We start from the raw sequence: 21,640 nt of genomic DNA, 5'->3' as shown, positions 1-21,640 counted from the left end.
TATATGACCACACAATTTATAAAAATAGATGGCTCACAAGGTGAAGGCGGCGGCCAAGTATTAAGAACTGCCCTCACGCTCTCGATTCTAACCCAGCAAAATATTGAGCTTTGCAATATTAGAGCCGGCAGAAACAAAACAGGCTTATTACGCCAACACCTTACATCTGTTTTGGCCGCACAAGAAATATGCGATGCCAGCGTAGAAGGCGTTGAACTTAGTTCAACGCATATTCGCTTTTCGCCGGGCAAAATAAAAGCAGGTAACTTTCATTTTGCTATTGGGAGTGCAGGCAGCACGGTACTAGTATGCCAGACTATTTTACCCGTGTTGGCACTGGCGCAAAGCAGCTCAACCGTGACGTTTGAAGGGGGCACACATAACGGCATGTCACCTTCTTTGAGTTTTTTAGAGCAGTCATTTTTACCCATACTCAAACGTATGGGCATTAACTGCCACGTTAAAACAACAGCACTTGGATTTTACCCTGCGGGCGGCGGAAAATGGCAAATTAGCATTCAACCAGCAACTAATTTTACGCCCATTCAATTAACTGATGCCGGTTCTGACCTTGCTAAAAACATCAGTAACTGCTCACTAACGGCACTAGTAAGTTCACTCCCCTCAAGCATAGGGCAGCGCGAAATAAACACGGCTAAAAAAGTACTCAATTGGCAAGATGCACCAAGCCATGTGCAAAACGTGATCACCCCAGGACCGGGTAACAGCTTTCAATTAGGTATTGATAGTGAAACGCATCGTACTGTGTTTGAAGTGACGGGTGAAAAAGGATTATCAGCCCAAAATGTAGCAAAACGCGCAGCAGGAAGAGTAAATACATTTATTCAATCCCAGGCCGCCGTTGAAGAACATTTAGCCGATCAACTGTTACTTCCTATTGCATTGGCGGGCAGCGGCAGTTTTACAACAACGAAACCAAGCCTACATACACTAACCAATATAAATGTTATTAAACATATATTAGGAAAGGAGATAAAGTTAAAGCAACTAACAGAGTCCCTGTGGCATGTTTCGCTATTACAAAAGACTTAAACGACCTAAATTCGGATAATAAATACAACGGTAAGGTAATGAATAATAAATTAAACAAAGTTTACTTAGTGGGCGGCGCAGTGCGAGACTCATTACTTGGCCGGCAATCAAAAGACAAAGACTATGTTGTAGTAGGCGAAACACCTGCCACTTTAATCGCATTAGGTTATCAGCCTGTTGGCAGTGATTTTCCCGTTTTTTTGCACCCAAAAACTAAAGACGAATACGCCCTAGCCCGCACCGAGCGAAAAAGCGGCAAAGGTTATTGCGGCTTTACAGTGGATGCCAGCACATCCGTAACGTTAGAAGAAGATTTAGCCCGCCGCGATTTAACCATCAATTCAATGGCAATGGATGCTAAAGGCAGCATTATCGACCCTTTTAATGGCCAAACTGATTTAAAAAATAAAATACTCAGGCACACCACCGACGCCTTTGCAGAGGACCCCGTGCGCGTATTGCGCATTGCGCGTTTTCTTGCCCGTTTTGGTGAGCAATGGTCAATCCACCCAGACACTCAAGCACTTATAAAGCAACTTAAAGCAAGCGGCGAACTTGCGCATTTAGTGCCCGAACGTGTATGGAATGAAACCGAAAAGGCATTGAGCGAGAAACACCCCCAGTTATTTTTTCAAGCGCTTAATGGCTTAGCGCTATTTCCTGAAATCGAATCTATGCAAGGCATCCCTCAACCTGAAAAGTACCACCCTGAAGGTGATGTTTACATTCATACTATGCTGGTACTAAAGCGAGCTGCTGACTTAGGGTTTGATGTTGAAACACGCTTTGCTGCCCTCACCCACGACTTTGGTAAAGCCTATTGCTATCAGCAGTATGGGAATTTACGCGGCCATGAGCAAATAGGCATTAAAATAATTAATGAATTTTGCGAACGCTTAAAAGTACCTAATAAATTCAAAACGCTGGCAGTTTTAACAAGTGATAACCACACCCGCTGTCACACGTTATTTGAGCTAACACCTAAAAAAGTACACAAACTCATTGTTGAAAAAATGAATGCAATAGTCCATCCACACCGTTTTTTACAGTTTCTTCAAGCTTGTTTGTGTGATGCACAAGGCAGAGGTGAGACTTTTGTAAATAAAGACTATCCGCAATTACAATTTGCACAGTCGCTATTAAACGCACTAAATCAATTCGATAAAAAAGCCATAGTACAACGTGCTATTTCACAAGGTAAAAGCGGCCCACATATTGGCACCGCGATGCGCGAAGCGGAAATAAACTGTTTACGTGACTACCTAACTGAATTTAAGAATAATGAAAATAAAGAACCAAACCATGAGAATAACTAAAAAAGAGAATACGGTACATAAACACATCGACAAAGATATTCATGCCGAAATAATGCGCAGAATAAAAGCCGCAGAACTAGAGCATGATGTTAAGGTACTTTACGCGATAGAATCAGGCAGCCGAGCGTGGGGATTCGCATCCCCTAACAGCGATTACGACGTGCGATTTATTTACGCTCACCCAACAGACTGGTATTTAGCAGTAAACCTTGAAGATAAACGCGATGTGATTGAATACCCAATCGTCGATGAAATCGATATAAACGGCTGGGATATTCGTAAAGCCTTAAAGTTATTTTATAAATCTAACCCCGCGTTTATTGAGTGGCTACAATCACCCATTGTTTATGTAGATGACGACCATTTTGCAACAAAAGCGCGCGAATTGATGCCGCTTATCGCATCATCAACACGAGGGATTTATCACTATTTACACATGGCTAAAGGCAATTTCCGCGAATACCTTAAAAAAGAGCAAGTACCTCTGAAAAAATACTTTTATGTTTTAAGGCCTTTGCTTGCAATTATCTGGCTTGAAAAATATAACGAGCCAGCACCCATCGAATTCGATACTTTACGTAAATTAATAGCCGACGATACAACGCTTAATAATGCAATATCAGCGCTTTTAGCATCAAAACGCGTCAGTTTAGAAAAGGAGTATATTAAAAGCGTGCCTGTAATTAATGAGTTCATTGAATCAGAACTAGCCAGACACGAAAACTACACATCAAAATTTGAAAAAAGATCTGTTGATTTTGAAGAATTAAACCAACTTTTTGTTGATATTTTAAGCAGAAGTGTGGATAAGTAAGCCATTGCTTTTACTTAGGAAATAAGGATATAAAAGTGAACAAAAAAAATGAGTTAGAGGAAGAGCTTTCCCTCGCAATAATAAAGTTAGTCAAATTATTTAATTCACCTCAAAAGAGGCCCCCTCTATGCCCAGTTTCTCTTGTAACATCACAATGGCAATTGGGTAATCTAGATTACTGGGAAAGATTTATTCGTGATGAATATGAAAAAGCTCTTTCTTCGCAGCCAAAAAACATATGGAATTTTTGGTCTAATACTCCATCGAAAACAACATGGATTGATTTGTGCAGTTGGGATGGCCATAAAAGAGAACAAGCACTTCGCAGTATAGAGGGCGGTGCACAAAATAGATTTGTTTTAGCATTAGTATGTCGAAGGCTTAACGACTGGGTACCTCAAGTAAGACAAGCAGCTAGCGAAGTACTTAGCAAAATCATTGAAAACACTGATAAAAACGATGTTGCAGATGTCATTTACTTTACCCTAAGTCACTGGTCATCATGGAAAAGAATTGATGATAAAAGCAAAAGCATATTATTAGAAGTAATCACAACCCCCTCTATTTTAGATAAGCTTAAATTAAATTTAATAGCATCACCAACAGGCCCGTTAGCTTTAATATTTTCACAAATTGCCCGTAAGAGTGCGATAGATCATTTCCTTGTAGACATCGCCCACAATGCTATTCAACCGTCACTTCGTGCCAAGGTTTACAAGTGCTTATTTAACAAAGAAGTATCTTGGTTTAATGGTAGAGAATGGCAATGGACAGATATTCGATATTGCAAAGGTCGTGAAATGCCAGTTATTGCACAGCGGTATTTGACAATTCAAGTACCACTTGTTCCGCTGCTTAAATCCGCAGCCAGCGATCGCTCTTCAATCGTGAGGCGCGTAGCTGCTGAAGTGTTAATTAGAGAATTAGATAGTTTAGGCGATGAATCAATACAACTTGCTGAACAACTATCATTGGATCACGCTGCTCCCGTTGCTGAACGCGGTAAATTTGCACTCCGGAAAATTGCAGGCTCCACATTATTCTAAAATAAAAAGCGCCCTTGTAATTTAGGGTCGCTTTCGTATATCTATCAATATTCTTTAAGTTAACCTTAAATAGCTGCCCACTGACTGCTTCATAATTTCGACTAATGCGTTATCCATGTATTGGTATTCGTCAGGAATATCTAATACATGAATATCTTTGTAATCTAACAGTCGAGTAAACTGTGCCTTTAAGCGGCTTTTATGTTTTTCTTGCATGACGAAAATCACATCAGCCCATTGAATAGTTTTAGCATTTACCGTTCTATTAGCATTAGGGCTTGTACCCGCAGACTTAACAGCTAACGCGGGATGATTTTTCCATACTTGCTCGCCCGTTGGGCTTCGCCATTGGTTACGGCTACAAATAAATAGCAATTTTATGACTTTATGTTCCTTCATTAAATAAGTCCCCCCTTATTAACTGAGCGCTCTTGGCTTAAAATAAACTTTTTACCGTTAAATATTTTTACTGGGTTACCGCGCTCTACCTCCCAGTGTTGTTGCCAACGTGCTTTTTCTTGTTGCGTCATTGTGTCCAATTTTGTTGCTTCGAGCTTTTGAAACAATAAGGCTCTTGCCAATCGCTTATTGGCATGTTGACTTCGTTCACTCTCAACGCGCACTGAAATTCCTGTTTCTGTATGCGTGGCTCGAACTGCTGAGTCGGTGGTATTAACATGCTGACCACCAGCACCCGACGCGCGGCAGGTTTGAAAAGTCACACTGTTATCAAGCTTACTTTCATCAATAACGTACACTTGGCCGCTAAAAAACCAGTTTTTACGTTTATGCTTAGGCCGATACTCACTTTGGCATACCCACAACATAGCGCCTTGCCATAACTGAGCCAATTGCTTAACTTGGCTTTCCTTTTCTGAATAAGATTTTTTTGAATAAGCTGTTGTTGAATCGAGTTGCCCTGAACCAACTTGTAATAGTACCGATTTAAAACAGTCCTGTTCTTTAGTCGCAACGGTTTCAACAATATCTAGCTTGATGCCCTTTTCTCGACATTGTTTTTCAATCGTTTTCAGCGCCAAACCAACAGCTTTGCAACACTCGACAGGGCCTTGCCCAGCAGATAGTTGTAGTAATATCATGATGAACAATCTCCATTTGTTTTAAAGGTTAGTATCGGGCTTAACTTAGCCACAACTTCAATTAACCCTGCATCGACCATATCGCTGATCACCGTTTCGCACTTTTTATATGCTTGGGGTGCTTCGTCGTATAACAGCTCTTTATTACCACACACTACGCGGCTACCTAACGCTGTTCGGTATAAGTCTTCACGCTTATATTTATGACCCAATCGGCCATGACATTCACCACGCTGCCACTTTCGCCCGGCACCATGCGCTAATGAAAATAAACTGGTGTTGATGTTTTCAAGCATGGCTGAGTTATCATCGTTTAGCTCTGCTAATATAGGTTTTACAAGGTAACTATAATCCCCCCGAGAGCCCGGAATAACCACATAGCCTTTATCACTTGGTGTTGCGCCTTTTCTATGTAACCAACCATCACAGCCATCAATGTTTTTAGGCGAGACTAAATTGTGGTTAATGTCCAAGCTACACTCACCATTGGCGCGTATTGCTTCTAAAAACCGCATTGCTATCAACTCACGATTCAGCTCTGCAAAGCGCACGGCTTCATCATGTTTATTCATGTAATCGTTGAAACCTAGATCGCTTTCACATAGCCCATCGTGATTATATTTTGCAATATGATCCACCAATATTGATTGCCCCAGCCCTCTAGAGCCCGAATGAACAAGAAGCTGAAGATGTTTTTTATTCAACCCTAACTCATCTAAAGCGGCTTGATTGTAAATTTCATCAATCGCCTGAAATTCAGCAAAGTGATTACCGCCACCAATGGTGCCTAAAGTACGATCATGACCATTAACAGTTATGTTTTTTGCCGCTTTTCGGCTTTGAATAATCGCAAGCCAACTGTCATCAAGTGGCAACTCAACATGTTCAAATTTTTTGGCGAGTTTATCTAAATTTACTTTCGATACTTTTGCTGACGTTTGCCACAGTGACATGCCACAGCCTATATCGTTACCAACCAGCGCAGGGTAAATTTTGTTTGTTGTAAAAAATGCAGCCCCGATAGGATAACCTCTCCCGGGGTGTAAATCAGGCATGCCCGCAACGCGTTGCATACCATTTAGCTCTGATGTTTTGATCAGTTGCTGTATTGCCAGCCCTTCAATCCACGTATTTTTAGACGCAATAAGGCTCACATGTTCAGAAATTTTTTGGACGGATTTGCCCATAATACCAATTCCTTTTTCTTTATTAGAAAAATAGGATTAAAACGAAATTCGAATTGGCAGGTCTGGATCTATTTTGAAATCAAACGAAAGGAACGCGTTTAAACGCAATGTTTACCTAAATGTACTTAATATATAAATACGTAGCTAAGTAACCGGTTTCTTATCGGATAAGACCTGCAAAGGATGTTGATGTAAATGTCATAGTATTTTCTCCTTCACAGTTAGTTGATGAACCCAACACTTAGGATTAGTGCTGAATAATTGAACGAGCGCATGGTAATCAGTTTTTAAGTGTAAAGCAAACATAAATTTATTTTATGTTTGCTTTATGTGCTGTATTACATAGTGTTAAACCTAACAATACTGCCCTGCTGCGAAGCCGCAGCTCCATGCGTATTGGAAGTTATAACCGCCTAGCCAACCTGTTACGTCGGTGACTTCGCCTATAAAATAAAGGCCTTGGGCTTTTTTAGCTTCGAAGGTTTTTGAGCTGAGTTCGTCGGTGTCTACGCCGCCTAGGGTCACTTCGGCGGTGCGGTAGCCTTCGGTGCCGTTGGGTTTAATTTGCCAGTTATGAATGTAATTAGCTAGCTCGTCAATTTGGCTGTGGGTGAGCTGGTTTACGTTACAATCTGGGATCGCTTTACTCTCATGTAATATTTCAATAAAGCGCTTTGGTAAAATAGTCGCGAGGCTGTTTTTTAATGATTTTTGTGCTTGGGTTTCTCGCCATGTTGCTAATTGCTCTTTTAAATCAAGCTCTGGTAATAAGTTAATTGTGACCGCCTGCCCTGCACGCCAAAACGAGCTAATTTGTAAAATAGCAGGGCCTGATAAACCACGGTGAGTAAACAGGATATTTTCTTTAAAGCGAGTGCCGTCTTCACTACTCACAACACAAGGAATACTGATACCTGAGAGCCCTTCAAAGCGATCTTTGTCATGTTGATGCAACGTAAATGGCACTAACGCTGCCATGGTTGGTAAAATATTTAAGCCAAACTGCTCAGCAATTTTATACCCTACTGGCGTTGCACCTAGCTTTGGCATGGTTAAGCCACCAGCGGCGACCACTAGCGATTCACACGTATATGATTGTTGCTCGGTGATCACGAGATAGCCGCTATCCGTTTTTTCTACGTTCAGCACTTCGTTACGCAACGCAACATTAACACCCGCCCACTCGCACTCGGTCAATAAAATATTAACAATGTCTTGGGCGCTGTTATCACAAAATAACTGGCCTAGGGTTTTATGGTGATACGCTAAACCGTGACGGTCTACCAGCTCAATAAAGTCATGCTGGGTATAACGACTTAAACACGATTTTACAAAATGCGGGTTACCACATAGGTAGTTTTCTGGGCTGGCGTTTTCGTTAGTAAAGTTACAACGCCCGCCACCACTAATGAGAATTTTACGACCGGGCTTTTTACCCATATCAAGTACTGTAACACTGCGGCCACGGTAACCTGCTTGTGCTGCACACATCAATCCTGCGGCACCGGCGCCTATTACAATTACATCTACTTGGGTCATTTGTTAATCTCATTAAAAAATTTGGCTAATTATAACAAGTTTCACACCTCAGCGGAGAACTTTGATTGTTTTTATAACAGCAACAAATGTAACTGATACAATATAATAAAAATAAAAAACCAGCACTTTATAATTAAATACTAGGCTAAAAATCAATTAGATAAGTAAATTTGGCCATTTAAACATCTCCATATAACCAAAGTAGAGACATACATAACAAAACGTTATTTTAACCTTTTTAACATATAATTTACCTTTGTACCACTTCGCGACATCTCATTGCGAAGAAACCAATAACAATCTAGGGATAATTATGACAACAAGTACAACATTTAAAAAATGCGCTGTAGCCCTCACTTTGGGTACACTTTTCGCTGCATCATCAAGCATGGCTAATCCAAGTCAAGTAATCATGCCATCAATGGCTGACACAACAGCTAAGCTTCAAGGGCAAAGTGCACTTGGTACTCGCTTTATCATTAAATATAAAAATAACAGTAATGATATGGCTACTTTCTCGGTTGCTGACGCAAGCCCACAAATGATGAACCAAAAAGCGCAAGGTTTTGTGAGTGCATTTACAAGCAAGAAAGCTAAAGTTAAGGCGCAATATGTTCGCCCAATGGCATTAAGTAATCATCACGTTATGCGTGTAGACAAAAACCTTAACGCTGATGAAACACAAGAATTCATGCAAGAGATGATTGCATCTGGCAATGTTGAATACATCGAAATTGACCAAATGTTACAGCCGTTTGCTACGCCTAACGATCCGCGTTACAACGATCAATGGCATTATTATGAGCAAGCGGGTGGTCTTAACTTACCAACAGCATGGGATACTGCAACAGGTAGCGGTGTAGTCGTTGCTGTACTTGATACTGGTTATCGTCCACATGTTGATTTAAATGCCAATCTTTTACCTGGCTATGACATGATCTCAGATACGTTTGTAGCTAACGATGGTGGCGCACGTGATAGCGATGCGCGCGATCCGGGTGATGCAACTAATACTGGTGAATGTGGCACAAATCAATTGGGCCAACCAGTTCCAGCATCTAACCAAAACTCTAGCTGGCATGGAACTCATGTTGCGGGTACTGTTGCCGCTGTAACTAATAATGGCGAAGGTGTTGCTGGTGTTGCGTATGATTCTAAAGTTGTGCCTGTACGTGTACTTGGTAAGTGTGGTGGTTTAACGTCTGATATCGCCGACGGTATTATTTGGGCATCAGGTGGTTCTGTATCCGGCGTACCGAGTAACGCAAACCCAGCTGATGTAATTAATATGAGTTTAGGCGGCGCGGGTTCTTGTAGTTCAACAACTCAGTCTGCAATCAATCAAGCTCGTGGCAATGGTACTGTAATTGTTATTGCAGCAGGTAATGATAACGATAACTCTGCAAACTATAACCCTGGTAACTGTAGTGGTGTTGTTAATGTGGCATCGGTTGGCCGTAATGGTGGCCGTGCTTACTATTCAAACTATGGTTCTAACATTGATGTTGCAGCACCAGGTGGCGCGCAAAGCTTTGCTAATGATTCTGAAGGTGTGCTTTCAACGCATAACTCAGGTTCATCTAGCCCAACGGGTGACAGCTATCATTACTCACAAGGTACATCAATGGCGGCACCTCACGTTGCCGGTGTTGCTGCACTTATCAAGCAAGCTAAACCAAATGCAACGCCTGATGAAATTGAAAGCATCTTAAAATCAACAACACGTTCATTTGCTGCAACATGTAATAACTGTGGTACAGGTATTGTTGATGCCGCTGCGGCCGTTACTGCTGCGTCAGGTGGTACTACACCACCAGGTGGTAATGAACTTGCTGATGGCCAAGCAAAAACGGGGTTAAGCGGCGCTGCAAATAGCGAAACTTTTTACACAATGACTGTACCAAGTGGTGCTACAAACGTGACCTTTACAATGAGCGGTGGTTCAGGTGATGCTGATATGTATGTGCGTGCAGGCAGCAAACCAACGTCATCAACTTACGATTGTCGCCCATACAAAGGGGGCAACAGTGAAGAGTGCTCTATCGATAACCCTACCGCTGGGACTTATCATGTAATGCTACGCGGTTACTCTGCTTACTCTGCTGTTAGTTTAGTGGGTAATCTAACCACTTCAGGCGGTGGCACGGGTGCACCACAAGCTGGCGGCGGCACTGTTGCTGACATTTCAGCAAGTGCAGGTCAATGGAAACATTATACGCTAGATGTACCAGCAGGTATGGCAAGCTTTACAGTGACTATGTCTGGTGGTACTGGTGATGCGGATTTATTTGTTAAAGCTGGTAGCCGACCAACAACGTCTAGCTATGATTGTCGTCCGTACAAAAATGGTAACGCTGAAACATGTACCTTTACTAATCCACAAGCTGGAACATGGCATTTAAGTGCTAATGCGTATAGTACATTTTCAGGTGTTACTATCGACGCTCAGTACAAGCCATAAAGTATAGCGTGAGTAAAAATCACGCTTACTAACTTAGCCAGTTCCCCTGGTAATTTTTAGCCGAACGAGAGTTCGGCTTTTTTAGTTTAGCTTTATTCTTCAAGTTTAAAGTTCAGCAAGTACCGCTTCAGCTCTACTTACTACAAACTCTTTACCTTGCTCAACAAATAGACCTGTCACTTTTTGGTCATCAACAATCATTGCGTAACGCGTTGATCTAACACCACCAAAACCGGCTGTATCTTTATCTAAACCAAGTGCTTTTGTAAAGCTGGCATCGCCATCAGCTAGCATTTCAATTTCTTGTGCGTTATGCGCTTCGCCCCATGCTTTCATTACAAATGCATCGTTCACTGATACGCAGTAAATAGCATCCACGCCGTTGGCTTTGATTTTATCAGCAAGCGTAATAAACTCTGGTAAATGTGCATTTGAACACGTGGGTGTAAACGCGCCAGGCACTGCAAATAACACTACTTTTTTACCCGCAAACAACGTTTCGTTGGTCAGCGTTTGCATGCCGTCTTCGGTTAATTGTGTAAGGCTAACCGCTGGTAATGTTTGGTTTTGAGAAATCATGGTATTTCCTTTTAAATTGACTCTGGATTCATTGCGACTAAAAGTATCACAAAAGCAAAATCAACCCTACCATCATAACCCCAAGCTACCACGGATTGTTTGCATCTGTTGTTGCAAGCGTTGGTGAATGTCGCTCACTAAGTTGCTTGATTCACTCACTTGCCCTTTCATGCTTTGCATTGATTGACTAAAATTATCTAATAGTGAGTTTTGCTGCTTTGCTAATTCCATTGCATCAAATGCCACTTTATTTGCATCTTGTGCGCTACTTGCCACTCCTTCTGAGTTGCGTTTAAGATCTTGAGCATTACTTGTTTGCAATTGGGCATCATCTGCCAGCGCCGAAATTTGAGTTGAGACCATGGTGGAATTTTCACTTAATAGGTTCAACTGATTATTTATATCACTCAATGAGCCTTGTGTTTGCCGTGCTAACTTACGCACTTCGTCAGCCACAACCGCAAATCCCCGGCCATGTTCCCCTGCTCGTGCTGATTCAATGGCAGCATTAAGTGCAAGTAAATTAGTTTGATCAGCAATGTTCCGAATAACCTCTATAATTTGGCCTACATCTTGTACGCCACTTAATAGCTCTTGTAGGCTATGTAAACCTTGCCCTACGCGTTCTTGTGTATGCGAGCTTGCACTTAGCATATTTTCTGCAAACCCTAAGCTTTTATCCATTGCTGAGAAAGTATGCTTGGCGTTATCTGCAACTTGACCATTAATTGCATTTACCTGCTCACCTATTTGTTGAATATCAGCCAGTAAACTTTGATTTTGCTCCACTTGATGATGACTAGCATCTGTTTGCTGACTAATCGTGTGCAAATGCACACTCATTTCTTGCATAAAATCGTTAACAACCTTGAGCATTTGTGCCCGCTCTTGCGCTTCAATACGTTGCTGTTCAATTAGTTGGTTAAAATAATTAGCGATTTCACCGACTTCGGTTTTTGGGTTTTTACTTTCAATATTTTTTAATTCATTGCTTTCAATCAAAAATGCAAACCCATCTCGTAATTGGCGTAACGGCGTTAATACTTGGTTACGCTGCACAACGTATACACCCACTGCAAGTATCACTAACATGCCTATCGCAACACAAAACACCACTAATACTTGTTGCTTTAAAATACCTTGCTCGGCTTTAAGTTGTTGCTCTGCATTTATGACTGTGCCAGACAATATACTGATTTGCTTACGTAAAGCATGTATACCAACTTGACGCTGCTGAGCCTGCTCTATGGTATTAGCTAAATCACGCGGATAACGATTAGGCCAACTACTTAACTCTGCTTTTATCTCATCAGCTAAATCTTCAGCTTCTTCATCTATAAATAAACTGTCTTCATCAACGTCACTCATCACACCTAAATTTTCAAGGCTTTCAATTTGCTGTGCTAAGTGGTTTAAGTTGTTTACGCTTTGCTGTAAGTTTTTTTGGGTGTCTTGATCAAAATTAAGGATCAATTGATAAGTAAAAAGCGACAAGGTTGTGACTTCGCTGTAATAATCACTGGCGAGTTGGTAATAAGTGTGTGTATTCGTATTTTGCTGTGCAGACTTGTTAGCATAACTAATTAGTGAAGATGCTGATCCAGCCATTTGCCTCAAGGCATTATCCAGCAATGCGGTTTCATTACCTGAAAGTTTACCAAGAGCGCGGTATTTGCCTTTTATATCTGTATCAAGTTGGCTCAGTTGTGAGTTTAACTGCTGCTTTAAAATCGTGGGTAAAATGGTGAGTTGAGTGTTTTTTAACTCTGTAATTAAATCAGATGCTTGCCCCAAATATTGGCTATCACCTTGGTCTAAATAATCTTCTAACGAGCTTTCAAGATCAATTAATATACTATTTTTTAGCTGGTTATATGATTGATCTTGGTGCTCTAATTTAACTAAGGTTTGACTTGCCCAATACAAAGTACCGCCTAAAAGTAAACTGGCGAGCGCCAACAAAATAGCTAATAAACGAGTAAATGATGACACGCGCATGAGTTGATTCCTCTGAATGACTGCGCGCTTACACTATTAACTATTTATGACAGTTTAATGAAAAACCACTAAAACACATAAATTAATGGGGACAAAAACATTTAATAAGAAAAAAGACTTATACCATTGCCGCTTTTACATAAACATCGAAGCGGTTCTTTTTCGTTTTAATTTGCATGCTGGGGGTTTTGTTGTTCAAAAATGGCGCGTAATCGGGACGCTTAACTACAACGCGCTTACTGGCAAGAGGATATGCAAATTCAAGTAAGTCATCAGCATCGTTGTCTGCTCCTACTAAGTCTTGAAATACCCGCATTTCTTTTTTTACTAATGCAGACTTTTCACGATGCGGAAACATAGGATCAAGGTAAACCACGTCGGGCATACTTTCACATTGGGCCAATAATGTATGACTTGAACCAAACACTAAGCTCATGTTTTCTTTCATCCATGGGCCTATTTCAATGTCGTTATAAGCACGCTCTAAGCCATCATAAAGTAATGCGGCAACAACTGGATGGCGTTCATGTAAAATCACTTTACAGCCTAAAGATGCTAAAACAAAACCATCGCGGCCAAGCCCTGCTGTTGCATCAAGTACAACTGGTGTGGCGCCTTTATTTAACCCTACCGCTTTAGCAATTGATTGACCTTTACCACCCCCAAACTTGCGCCTATGGGCAACCGCCCCGGTCACAAAGTCAACGCTTATCGCGCCAAGCTTTGGCTCATCTGTTTTACGAAGTGTTAAACCATCTTCACCATAATGAAGTGAAAAACCAGACGTTTCTGCAGCCCATTTTTCAAGCCCAAAGCGCTGCTCAATACCAGTAAGATAATGACGTAATTCTTTAAAAGGACACTGTATAACCAAAATAAACTCCGACCGTAAATAGCTCGCGAAGTATATCAACTGCAAAGCGCTATAGCACTAAAATAGCTCAATATCAGTTTGTGACGTAATATTATCTGTAAACTCTGGTGTGGCTATTTTACTTAAGCTATCAATTAATTCAGTACGTGAGTCAATAATATGGTTAAGCTGATATTTTACAAATCCTAAATCATCATTGAGTGATGCAAACAATAACTGTGTTTTTTCTAACTGTTCAACATTAAGGGCTAACGCTTGATTATTGGCTAGCTCCGGATATTGCTGCATGGTTTTACGAATTTCTGACAATTGCTCTGTCATTTGATCCACAGCCTGCTCTCGGGTATCACTGTTTGCAAACATTAACTCTGATAGCTCTGAAAAGGCATTGCCTACGTTATGCGCTTGCGAAAGTGCTTTTTCGTTTACTTCCATATCTTGAATTTTAGCGTTAGTAACCTCTAAAAGGTGCGGGAATAAATCCTTATAGCGGCCATAAAGTGCTACATCACTCAAAGGCATATTTTTAATTAAAATAGATACTTTAGGGAAATTAATAATTGTACAACTGCTAAAATCAACAAATCGGTTAGCATAACGATGTTTCTCTAGTAGCTCTTGCTCTAATGGGCAAACACAGCCATCTGTAGTACAAAAAACGCCTATTTCCTGATACCAAAAAGCAACAATAACCTCAAGATCTAAGGGTTTAAAAAATTCGAAAAAATACTCAGATAAAGTTTGTATATCATGGGCATGATAACTTTGCCCAACATAGCGCATTATTCGCCCCATATCGCCTGAATCTGTCATCGCTATTTCAGCAGTGATCTCCGCTTTTTTAATATCATCTTTTAGCTTATTTGAATGCTGACGATACTCATAAAGCACTTGTATTCGGGCCATTAATTCTTGTGCGTTAAAAGGCTTGACGATGTAATCTGCAGCGCCGGCGTTATACCCTTTAACACGCTCGGGCAATTCACTTTTTCCTGATAAAAACATTACGGGCGTGTCTTTGGTTTGGTCATTATTTTTTAATTCAGTACAGACTTGATAACCTGATTTACCAGGCATTTCAACATCGAGTAAAATAATATCTGGGTTATATTTTAATGCTAACCTTAATCCTTCCTCGCCATTTTTTGCATGAATTAATTTACAAAACCCTGCTAATGATTCTTCAATGACATGGTGAACGTATTTATCATCGTCAATCGCTAATACCAGTTTTGTCATGCTCCATTCCCTTTTAATGAATTACTTAAAAAAGCATAGTACGGAGGGATTATTTTGCGACAATTTATTACTCTAAATAGTAAAAAAGCGCCATAAGGCGCTTTTTTACTTAAAAACTGACTATGCAGTAATGCCGCTATGGCGCAATAATGCGTCTATATTTGGCTCACGGCCTCGGAAGTTTTTAAATAATTCCATTGGTTCTTCGCTGCCGCCTTTTTCTAAAATATGCTGCATAAAGGCTTTACCTGTTTCAGCGTTAAAAATTCCCTCTTCTTCAAACTTAGAAAAAGCATCAGCTGACAATACTTCGGCCCATTTATATGAGTAATAACCTGCGCTATAACCACCTGCAAATATGTGACTAAAGCCATGCTGAAAACGATTAAACGCGGGTGGTTTAACAACTGCAGTATGATCTCGCACTTTATCTAAAGATGCTTGAATTTGGCATTCACCTCCTGCTTGATAATCATTGTGGATTCTAAAATCAAACAGTGAAAGCTCTATCTGACGCAGCATTTGCATGCCTGAGTTATAGTTTTTAGCCGCAAGCAGCTTATCAAGTAACTCTTTTGGTAATGGCTCACCTGTCTCAAAATGGCCTGAAATAAAATTAAGTGCTTGTTCTTCAAAACACCAATTTTCTAAAAACTGACTTGGTAGCTCAACGGCATCCCATGCAACACCATTAATTCCTGCCACAGGCGCGGCATCAACTTGGGTGAGCATGTGGTGAATACCGTGACCAAATTCATGGAACAAGGTTGTTACTTCGTCATGCGTAAACAGTGCAGGCTTATCACCCACCGCTTTATTAAAGTTACACACTAAGTAGGCAACCGGTGTTTGTAGCTCGCCATTGGCACGGATTTTACGGCCCATGCAATCGTCCATCCATGCGCCACCACGTTTATGATCACGCGCGTATAAATCTAAGTAAAAACGGCCACGTAACGTATTGCTACTGTCGTAAACTTCAAAAAAGCGTACATCTTTGTGATAAGTATCAATGTCATTCAGCTCTTTTACAGTAATACCAAATAAACGGTTTACTGTTTCAAATAAGCCACCTAGCACTTTATCTGCTGGGAAATAAGGGCGCAGTACTTCGTCTGAAATTGCGTATTTTTCTTGTTTTAGTTTTTCACCATAATAAGCGTAATCCCATGCCGATAACTGCTCTATAGCGTGTTTTTCTTTTGCGAATGTTTGTAGCTCAGCCAACTCTTGTTTTGCTTGTGGCTTAGATTTAACCGCTAAGTCTTCTAAAAATGAGAATACTTGCTCTGGTGTTTCAGCCATTTTTGTTGCCAGTGATTTTTCAGCATAACTTGCAAAGCCTAACAACTGCGATATTTCATGACGTAGCGCTAGCTCTTCACTCATAATCGCTGAGTTATCAAACTCCTCAGCATTCGGACCTTGGTCAGATGCGCGCGTTACAAATGCCGTATAAGCTTCTTCACGAAGCTCACGATTATCGGCGTACATCATAATAGGTAGGTAAGATGGGAAATCTAAAGTAAACACCCAACCGTCTAATTCTTTATTTTTTGCAGTTTCTGCTGCCAACGCTAATGCTGACTCTGGTAAACCAGCTAATTCGCTTTCATCTGTTATGTGCTTTTGCCAAGCAAGTGTGGCGTCCATAACGTTATTGCCAAATTTTGCTGCTAATTCAGATAAACGCGCACTGATTTCGCCGTAACGCTTTTGCTGCTCTGGCGCTAATGCAATACCTGATAACTCAAAGTCGCGCAGTGCATTAGTGATCGATTTTTGTTGAGCTGTCGTTAAGCTTTTAAATTCATCGCTATTGTGCAATGCATTATATGCCTCATAGAGGCCTTGATGCTGGCCCACAAAGGTAGAATACTCTGAAATAATCGGTAAACATTGCTCATACGCTTCGCGAAGTGCATCGCTGTTTAATACTGAATTTAGGTGTGATACCGGTGAAAAAACACGTGACAGCTTGTCATCAACTTCTTCTAGTGGCAGTACCAAGTCATTCCATGTAAATGATTTATTAGCTAACACGTCGTCTATTTTTGTACGGCATTGTTCTATTGCGTGTTTTAGCGCTGGGACAACATGCTCAGGTTTAATTTTTGAAAATGGCGGTAAGCCTTCAAGGCCTACGAGTGGGTTATTTGTTAAATCGGTCATGTTAGCTCTCAAATCATTGCGAATATCATTTTGAAGTTGGGGCGAACTGATGAAATACAAGGGGCTTTTAACAGGTCTTCCTTGTGCTATCATCACGTTAATATGATCATTTCATCTTTGAGGACTAACTATGGCTCAGCATTTTGACTACATTGCAATTGGCGGCGGAAGCGGCGGGATCGGTTCAGCTAACCGTGCGGCAATGCGCGGCGCAAACGTTGCATTAATTGAAGCAAAACATATGGGTGGCACCTGCGTAAACGTAGGCTGTGTACCAAAAAAAGTAATGTGGCATGGCGCTCAAATTGCTGAAGCAATTAATTTATATGCTCCTGATTACGGTTTTAATGTTGAAGTAAAAGGTTTTAACTGGAGTAAATTAGTTGAAAGTCGCGAAGCTTATATTGGTCGTATTCACAAAGGGTATGATAATGGCCTAGCGAAAAACGGGGTTACTGTAATAAAAGGTTTTGCTAAATTTATTGATAGTAAAACCGTTGAAGTAGATGGCGAACTATACACAGCTGATCATATTTTAATTGCCGTAGGCGGTCGCCCTAGCATTCCAAATATTCCAGGTGCTGAACACGGCATTGATTCAAATGGCTTTTTTGAGCTGAACGAGCAACCAAAACGCGTTGCTGTTGTGGGCGCTGGTTATATTGCCGTTGAGATCGCAGGCGTACTACATAGCCTAGGCACTGAAACTCATTTATTTGTTCGTAAAAGTAAACCACTGCGCACCTTTGACCCATATATAATCGACACACTGGTTGATATTATGGCTAAAGAAGGCCCTACGCTGCATACCGAATGTTCACCAAAAGAAGTGGTTAAAGAAAGCGATGGTAGCTTAACCATTCACTTTGAAAACGGTTATAGCCAAAACGTTGACCAAGTAATTTGGGCAATTGGCCGCCAGCCAACAACCGATAAAATTAACCTTGCAGCTGCTGGTGTTGAAGTAAACGAAAGCGGTTTTGTTAAAGTTGATGAATACCAAAATACCACAGCAAAAAATGTTTATGCTGTAGGCGATATCATCGAAGGCGGCATTGAGCTGACACCCGTTGCAGTAAAAGCAGGGCGTACACTGTCAGAGCGGTTGTTTAATAAAGACATGCCAGATGATCTGAAAATGGATTACAGCTTAGTGCCTACCGTGGTATTTAGTCACCCGCCGATTGGAACGATAGGTTTAACTGAGCAAGAGGCAGTCTCACAGTACGGTGAAGAAAACGTAAAAGTGTACAAATCAAGCTTTGCAGCTATGTACACTGCAGTTACCCAGCACCGCCAAGCATGTAACATGATGCTAGTGTGTGCAGGCCCTGACGAGAAAGTGGTTGGCTTACACGGCTTAGGCTTTGCGGTTGATGAAATGATCCAAGGTTTTGCGGTTGCTATGAAAATGGGCGCTACCAAAGCTGATTTTGACGCCGTTGTAGCACTACATCCAACGGGCTCAGAGGAATTTGTGACGATGAGATAAGCCCTGCGCTTATTAACATAAAAAACCCCTTAGGATTAATTTTCTAAGGGGTTTTTTGTTGTTATTAATGTTAAATTACAGCCATTGTAAAAAGTGCGATGCTTTCATTGTGTTTCATAAAGCGCCCACTATGATAATGCTAAATTTATTCAGCCTATTAGGAAGTTATGATCAAAGATATACTACTACATCCATTTCTTATTTCATTGATAATGCTAACAATTGCATTCATCCTAAAAATGCTTGTTGATAAGTTAGCGCGAAATCGTGCTGAGAAAAAAGAAAAAGACATTCGCTACATTGCACACAACATTAAGCATTTTATTAATTTTGTGATGGTGTTATCACTGCTGTTTGTTTGGTCAACTGAAATACAAAACTTTGCGCTGTCTATTGCTGCATTTGCTGTTGCGATTGTACTTGCTACGCGAGAGTTTATTCAATGTGTGATTGGCTTTTTCTACTTGGTAACAACACGGCCATTTAGAATAGGCGATTGGATCCAAGTTGGTGAGTATTATGGTGAAGTGGCTGAAACTGATTGGATCAAAACTACTATGCATGAAATTGATATGCACACCTATCAATTTTCCAGAAAAACCATATATATACCAAATAATAAACTGATCACCAGCCCAATTAAAAATTTAAACTTTGTAAAACGCTTTGCAACACACCACTTTACTATTATCCGTAAAGAAAGCTTTAACCCTTATCCAATTTATGAAAATTTAATGGATGAAGCCAAACGCCATTGTGAAGAATTTGAAGAAGTAGCAAGCCGTTATAATTCAATTATTGAGAGAAAGCTGGATGCTAAAATTTCAGGCCCCGCGCCTGAAATTCATTTTGGCACCACTGAAATAGGTGAGTTTAAAGCAAGCTTTACGCTATTTTGCCCAACAGACAAGGCGCTTCAAATAGAGCATAAACTAACAGAGTGCTTTATGACGCTGTGGTATAACGAGGCAAAAAAACAAGAGACTCGAGGCTAGCCTCTGTAAATCTTTGCGAAGTAATATTTGCAGCGGCATGTTTATTTTTCAGCCAAAGTAGAGCTTAATATTCTCTTGAATTTAGGCCTTAAAATAATACACTTGGTACACATCGCTTTTAAACTTGGTGTGTACCAAGGTTTTTATAGTTCATAGTCAATATGAACTGACGGTAGCTTATTTAACAGTGGAATAAGCGCACGCTCTCTTCTTAAATCATTGCGCTCATCATCAAGATCTCTTTGCTCGTTAATTAATACTGCACGTTCGTTACTCGATATATTTGCAGCGCTTAATTCGCTTCTGATTACTTCAAGTCGTCTGTTTATTGTGTCTAGCCGATTTTTTATTTCGGTTTTTCTTACTTCGACTTGGTAACGATCATTGCCCTCTTCCCACGCCTTTCGAAATTGTTTGCTGTTGCATACACCATTAAATGACTCACCACGAATACCCACTGCAAAGCCGTTTTCAGGTTTACAATAATATCGCAAGCCATTGTTATAACCTTCTTTATACTGTGCAACGTCAGGTGAAATACCAAACTCCTGACAGGCTGTTACGGTATCAACACCTTGGCTGTAAGTTTTTCCTGATTGGCCATGATCATAGCCAAGCTGCTGCCAATTCGCGTATGCGCACTCTTCTTGCGATAGGCTCGTACAGCCGCTAAGAGTAATAAGGGCTAGGCTAAAAACACATTTTTTAATCATAAAAAATAACATCTGTTTTCATTTGAATATGCAAGCATACTATTCCTTCTTTAGGGCCATATCAATAGGCCCTAAAGCTGCGTATGTTTACTCTATCATTCAGTGCTATTTCATCAGTCGTTAAATTTTCTGGCTGGATTAGTCGGCACCTGTGTTTGTTGCATGATCCATTTTGCTATATTGTCTTTACGCATAAACTTAACACCTTGATGCTGTTTGACGTACAGAATAAAGTCATCAAGTGCTTTAACTCTCGCAGGCGTCCCAGCAACACGGTCATGCGCACTTATCGACATAATTCGCCGTCTTGTTTTACCTTCGCTATAAAGTACATCAAACTCATCTTTTAGTTCTTGTAAATAGGCTTTACTTGTCATCGCTGTGCTGCCCGAGTAACGCACAATATCGTTATTTCTAAAGGTATAAGGCACCACAACAAAAGGCTTACCATTTACAGGCGTATACGATGGTTCATCACGAGATAAGTCGTCAATGTGATAAATAAAGCCTAAATTTTGTAATATGGATAATGTGTTTTTTGAGTGTCGCATCCAAAAAGCATTAAAACCAACAGGGCGAGTGCCCGTTATTTTCTCAATTATATTGGCGCTTTTTATATATGAAGCACGCTCTTGCTCTGCTGTCATTGAATATTGCGGGGTCCACGCTTGACCATGACCAGATGCTTCATGCCCTCTTGTAACAACTTCTTTGGCTAACATAGGATTTAACTCAACAGCCCTGCCCACCATGTGCGACGTTACTTTGATATTATGCTTATCCCATAAGTCGAGCAACCGTGGAATCCCCTCGTTCATACCATATTGAAACCATGTTGGGGAAATAGTATCGTGATAGCCCACCTCTATTTGAGGAAATGGTCCAGCATCAGTCGCATCCTGTGCGGTGGCTTCAAATTGCATTGAAATAGAGATCACTAGCTGTGCATTATCTGGCCAAAACTCTGATTTTTCAGATAGCTGTTCAGCGCTAGTTGGTAAACTGCCAAGTAATACGGTTAAACACGTAAACAGAGATAATATTTTCATCTGTATATCCTAA

Annotated in this window: 18 protein-coding genes; 7 read left to right on the top strand and 11 right to left on the bottom strand. The window is 40.7% G+C overall.

The features are described from left to right. Nucleotides 1-3 precede the first annotated feature (3 nt). Genes rtcA through ADS77_RS13105 form a run of 4 tightly spaced genes read left to right on the top strand, consistent with a single transcriptional unit; the run spans nt 4 to nt 4,229 of the window. Complete coding sequence (gene rtcA, locus ADS77_RS13120) at nt 4-1,053, top strand: RNA 3'-terminal phosphate cyclase (protein WP_054454829.1); 1,050 nt, start codon at nt 4-6, stop codon at nt 1,051-1,053. A gap of 38 nt (nt 1,054-1,091) precedes the next feature. Continuing rightward, complete coding sequence (locus ADS77_RS13115) at nt 1,092-2,369, top strand: multifunctional CCA addition/repair protein (RefSeq protein ID WP_054454850.1); 1,278 nt, start codon at nt 1,092-1,094, stop codon at nt 2,367-2,369. Next, complete coding sequence (locus ADS77_RS13110) at nt 2,356-3,183, top strand: nucleotidyltransferase domain-containing protein (RefSeq protein WP_054454826.1); 828 nt, start codon at nt 2,356-2,358, stop codon at nt 3,181-3,183. The genes ADS77_RS13115 and ADS77_RS13110 overlap by 14 nt, the downstream gene beginning before the upstream one ends. 35 nt (nt 3,184-3,218) lie before the next feature. Continuing rightward, a complete protein-coding gene (locus ADS77_RS13105) occupies nt 3,219-4,229 on the top strand; it encodes a hypothetical protein (RefSeq protein WP_054454825.1) in 1,011 nt (336 codons plus the stop codon). Between the two features lie 54 nt (nt 4,230-4,283). Here ADS77_RS13105 and ADS77_RS13100 read toward each other — a convergent pair whose 3' ends face one another. The 4 genes from ADS77_RS13100 to ADS77_RS13085 form a co-directional block, all read right to left on the bottom strand. Next, nucleotides 4,284-4,628, bottom strand: a complete 345-nt coding sequence (locus ADS77_RS13100) for a low molecular weight protein tyrosine phosphatase family protein (protein ID WP_200909648.1) — start codon at nt 4,626-4,628, stop codon at nt 4,284-4,286. After that, nucleotides 4,628-5,329: a peptide chain release factor H gene (gene prfH / locus ADS77_RS22885; protein WP_054454823.1), complete on the bottom strand. Its 702-nt coding sequence runs from the start codon at nt 5,327-5,329 to the stop codon at nt 4,628-4,630. Before prfH ends, ADS77_RS13100 begins: the two co-directional genes overlap by 1 nt. Beyond that, nucleotides 5,326-6,516 (bottom strand): RNA ligase RtcB family protein, encoded by a 1,191-nt coding sequence (locus ADS77_RS13090; protein WP_054454821.1) that lies wholly within the window; start codon nt 6,514-6,516, stop codon nt 5,326-5,328. Before ADS77_RS13090 ends, prfH begins: the two co-directional genes overlap by 4 nt. 354 nt (nt 6,517-6,870) lie before the next feature. Further along, entirely contained in the window at nt 6,871-8,055 is a 1,185-nt protein-coding gene (locus ADS77_RS13085; RefSeq protein WP_054454820.1) for an NAD(P)/FAD-dependent oxidoreductase, read from the bottom strand. Nucleotides 8,056-8,368: 313 nt separating this feature from the next. On the opposite strand from ADS77_RS13085, the gene ADS77_RS13080 reads away from it, so the two are divergent. Further along, entirely contained in the window at nt 8,369-10,516 is a 2,148-nt protein-coding gene (locus tag ADS77_RS13080; protein WP_054454819.1) for a S8 family peptidase, read from the top strand. A 105-nt stretch (nt 10,517-10,621) separates the two neighbouring features. Here the strand turns inward: ADS77_RS13080 and ADS77_RS13075 are convergent, their stop codons facing one another. The 5 genes from ADS77_RS13075 to prlC form a co-directional block, all read right to left on the bottom strand. Continuing rightward, a complete protein-coding gene (locus ADS77_RS13075; RefSeq protein WP_054204822.1) occupies nt 10,622-11,095 on the bottom strand; it encodes a peroxiredoxin in 474 nt (157 codons plus the stop codon). 72 nt (nt 11,096-11,167) lie between these two features. Next, nucleotides 11,168-13,093, bottom strand: a complete 1,926-nt coding sequence (locus tag ADS77_RS13070) for a methyl-accepting chemotaxis protein (protein WP_054454818.1) — start codon at nt 13,091-13,093, stop codon at nt 11,168-11,170. A 118-nt stretch (nt 13,094-13,211) separates the two neighbouring features. Then, on the bottom strand, nt 13,212-13,967 hold the full coding sequence (locus tag ADS77_RS13065; RefSeq protein WP_054204824.1) for a class I SAM-dependent methyltransferase: 756 nt from the start codon (nt 13,965-13,967) through the stop codon (nt 13,212-13,214). A gap of 57 nt (nt 13,968-14,024) precedes the next feature. After that, complete coding sequence (locus ADS77_RS13060) at nt 14,025-15,206, bottom strand: PleD family two-component system response regulator (protein ID WP_054454817.1); 1,182 nt, start codon at nt 15,204-15,206, stop codon at nt 14,025-14,027. Between the two features lie 120 nt (nt 15,207-15,326). Continuing rightward, nucleotides 15,327-17,378: an oligopeptidase A gene (gene prlC, locus ADS77_RS13055; RefSeq protein ID WP_054454815.1), complete on the bottom strand. Its 2,052-nt coding sequence runs from the start codon at nt 17,376-17,378 to the stop codon at nt 15,327-15,329. A 130-nt stretch (nt 17,379-17,508) separates the two neighbouring features. Here prlC and gorA point away from each other — a divergent pair, with 130 nt between their 5' ends. Both gorA and ADS77_RS13045 read left to right on the top strand, forming a co-directional pair. After that, a complete protein-coding gene (gene gorA / locus ADS77_RS13050; RefSeq protein ID WP_054454812.1) occupies nt 17,509-18,870 on the top strand; it encodes a glutathione-disulfide reductase in 1,362 nt (453 codons plus the stop codon). A 167-nt stretch (nt 18,871-19,037) separates the two neighbouring features. After that, on the top strand, nt 19,038-19,865 hold the full coding sequence (locus tag ADS77_RS13045; protein ID WP_054204828.1) for a mechanosensitive ion channel family protein: 828 nt from the start codon (nt 19,038-19,040) through the stop codon (nt 19,863-19,865). Nucleotides 19,866-20,008: 143 nt separating this feature from the next. Here the strand turns inward: ADS77_RS13045 and ADS77_RS13040 are convergent, their stop codons facing one another. Further along, nucleotides 20,009-20,590 (bottom strand): DUF2799 domain-containing protein, encoded by a 582-nt coding sequence (locus ADS77_RS13040; protein ID WP_235575779.1) that lies wholly within the window; start codon nt 20,588-20,590, stop codon nt 20,009-20,011. 101 nt (nt 20,591-20,691) lie between these two features. Next, on the bottom strand, nt 20,692-21,627 hold the full coding sequence (locus ADS77_RS13035) for a polysaccharide deacetylase family protein (protein WP_200909647.1): 936 nt from the start codon (nt 21,625-21,627) through the stop codon (nt 20,692-20,694). Nucleotides 21,628-21,640: the final 13 nt, after the last annotated feature.

Source organism: Pseudoalteromonas porphyrae (genome assembly GCF_001298125.1).
Classification (GTDB): domain Bacteria; phylum Pseudomonadota; class Gammaproteobacteria; order Enterobacterales; family Alteromonadaceae; genus Pseudoalteromonas; species Pseudoalteromonas neustonica.
This window is presented reverse-complemented; position numbering and strand designations above follow the sequence as displayed.